The 2,229-nt window shown below is 44.4% G+C and carries 2 protein-coding genes; one reads left to right on the forward strand and one right to left on the reverse strand.

Annotation, left to right across the window (positions count from 1 at the left end; translation table 11 throughout):
- Positions 1 to 112: helix-turn-helix domain-containing protein (locus O9290_RS12675; RefSeq protein ID WP_287738602.1), on the reverse strand; the 112-nt coding region annotated here is incomplete at its 3' end.
- Between the two features lie 567 nt (positions 113 to 679).
- On the opposite strand from O9290_RS12675, the gene O9290_RS12680 reads away from it, so the two are divergent.
- Positions 680 to 1,840: a nucleotidyltransferase family protein gene (locus tag O9290_RS12680; RefSeq protein WP_002761007.1), complete on the forward strand. Its 1,161-nt coding sequence runs from the start codon at positions 680 to 682 to the stop codon at positions 1,838 to 1,840.
- Positions 1,841 to 2,229: the final 389 nt, after the last annotated feature.

Consider the following 2,229-nt stretch of genomic DNA (forward strand, 5'->3'; position numbering starts at 1 on the left):
TTCGTTCGTGGAGAGCTTTATTGTAAACTAATCTTACACAGCCCAATGTGCGCCGCAATAGCGACTCTTGTGTTGGTGTGGGGTAAAATCGAAACGAATAGGCTTTTTCCATATCCCGCATTCTAGCATATATCGTGTAAATGTGCTAAGATTTAACAGCAAAGCCGCCGTAAAACGGCGGGGTTTCAGACCCAAAATTTTCGATGAAGAGGGAATTATTTTCAAGAACTAACAAGGCGCTCCGTCCCTCAAAATTCGATTTTTCGAGGTAGCCTAGACATAACGCCTTGGTTATTGGCTAAAATTAAACTTTTTTTGCCCATCAATTTAAAAACTTGCGTTTTTTTGATCATCTTAGCCTAGAGGACTGAGTAGTATGAGTTACAGCAAAGTTGATTTGTTAATTTTGTCCATCAGTGTAATCTGGGTTAAATCTCTCACTTTTTCCCGTTATCAATTACTCAAGGGGTAGCTCGATCAATTGGACTTATTGAGAAAATCTTCGCACTAATTGAGAATAAACCAAGCTTTCATCAGGGTTTCAGGCGGTGCAATGCTGAAGTAAATCTATTTTTCGAGGTACCCCCAAGAGGATCGATAACCACTGATTCCGAGCCAGTAATGATACACTAGGCATGATTTAACTACAAACCTCGATCGCAAAAGGAAATAAACATCAATGAAAGCCATGATTTTGGCGGCTGGCAAAGGAACTCGCGTCCGTCCGATTACCCATACGATTCCCAAACCCCTGATCCCGATTTTACAAAAGCCGGTGATGGAGTTTTTGTTGGAACTGTTGCGACAGCATGGCTTTGATCAGATCATGGTCAATGTTAGTCATTTAGCCGAAGAAATTGAGAGTTATTTCCGCGATGGTCAGCGTTTTGGGGTGCATATCGGCTATTCTTTCGAGGGTAGAATCGAAGAGGGCGAGTTAATCGGTGATGCCCTAGGATCGGCGGGCGGTTTACGACGAATTCAAGATTTTAATCCCTTTTTTGACGATACTTTTGTGGTTCTCTGTGGTGATGCGCTGATCGATCTTGATTTAACCGCAGCCGTTAAATGGCATCGGGAAAAGGGAGCGATCGCCACTATTGTCACCAAAACCGTCCCCAGAGAGGAAGTATCCAGTTATGGGGTGGTAGTTAGCGACGAGGAGGGACGGATTCTCAGTTTCCAAGAAAAACCGGCCATCGATGAAGCTTTAAGTACCTGCATTAACACGGGGATCTATATTTTTGAACCAGAAATCATTGATTTTATTCCCCCTAATAGTAAATACGACATCGGGGGCGAATTATTCCCCCAATTAGTCGCTAAAGCTGCGCCTTTCTACGCTTTAAACATGGATTTTGAATGGGTGGATATTGGTAAAGTCCCCGACTACTGGCAGGCAATTCGCGGGGTGTTATCCCGGAAAATTAAAAATGTTGCTATCCCCGGCATCGAAGTCAAACCGGGCATCTACACGGGCTTAAATGTGGGGGTAAACTGGGATCGAGTCGATATCACCGGACCTGTGTATATCGGGGCAATGACGCGCATTGAAGACGGGGCGAAAATTGTCGGTCCGAGTATGATTGGCCCAAATTGTTGGATTTGTGGCGGCGCGACAGTGGATAATAGCGTTATTTTTGAATATTCTCGCCTCGGTTCAGGGGCCCGTTTGGTGGATAAGTTGGTCTTTGGGCGCTATTGTGTTGATAAAACCGGCGCGGCGATCGATGTGGAAGCGGCAGCCTTGGATTGGTTGATTACCGATACCCGCAAGGTTCCCCCAGAATTTGATCACCCTAAACATCAGGCAATTCGTTCTTTATTCAATAGCAAGTAGGCAACACCGCAACAGGGAACTTTTTACTTTTACTTGATAAGTACCTATAGCGGTGTGCAGTCGTATGAGGTACAGTGTCACGAGCTATAAACCATGCTAGGCAAAGCTTGGTTTGTATCTCACTCAAGCGCTTACCGCTATAAGCAAAATTAATTACACATATCTAACCACTCCTTGCATTAGTGCCTTTTGCATGAGTGCCTTTTGCCTATCCTAACCAAGACATTAATTTTGCACGACTACTTAAGTAGGGTCTGCTGAAAAAGTTTTTCCTGGGGGTAGGAGTCAGTAGCCGGTCGTCAGGAGTCGGTCGTTTTAGGCTTTGTTGCCCTTGTTTTTTGTACCAAGCGATGTACTACAAGAAGGATAATGCAAGGTTTTTGAACGTC

The sequence above is a fragment of the Microcystis sp. LE19-41.2A genome (genome assembly GCF_027530405.1).
In the GTDB taxonomy this organism is placed as follows: Bacteria; Cyanobacteriota; Cyanobacteriia; order Cyanobacteriales; family Microcystaceae; genus Microcystis; species Microcystis aeruginosa.

Coding starts and splice junctions, on each gene's coding strand:
- O9290_RS12680 (WP_002761007.1), top strand. CDS start 680: ATGAAAGCCATGATTTTGGCGGCTGGCAAAGGAACTCGCGTCCGTCCG.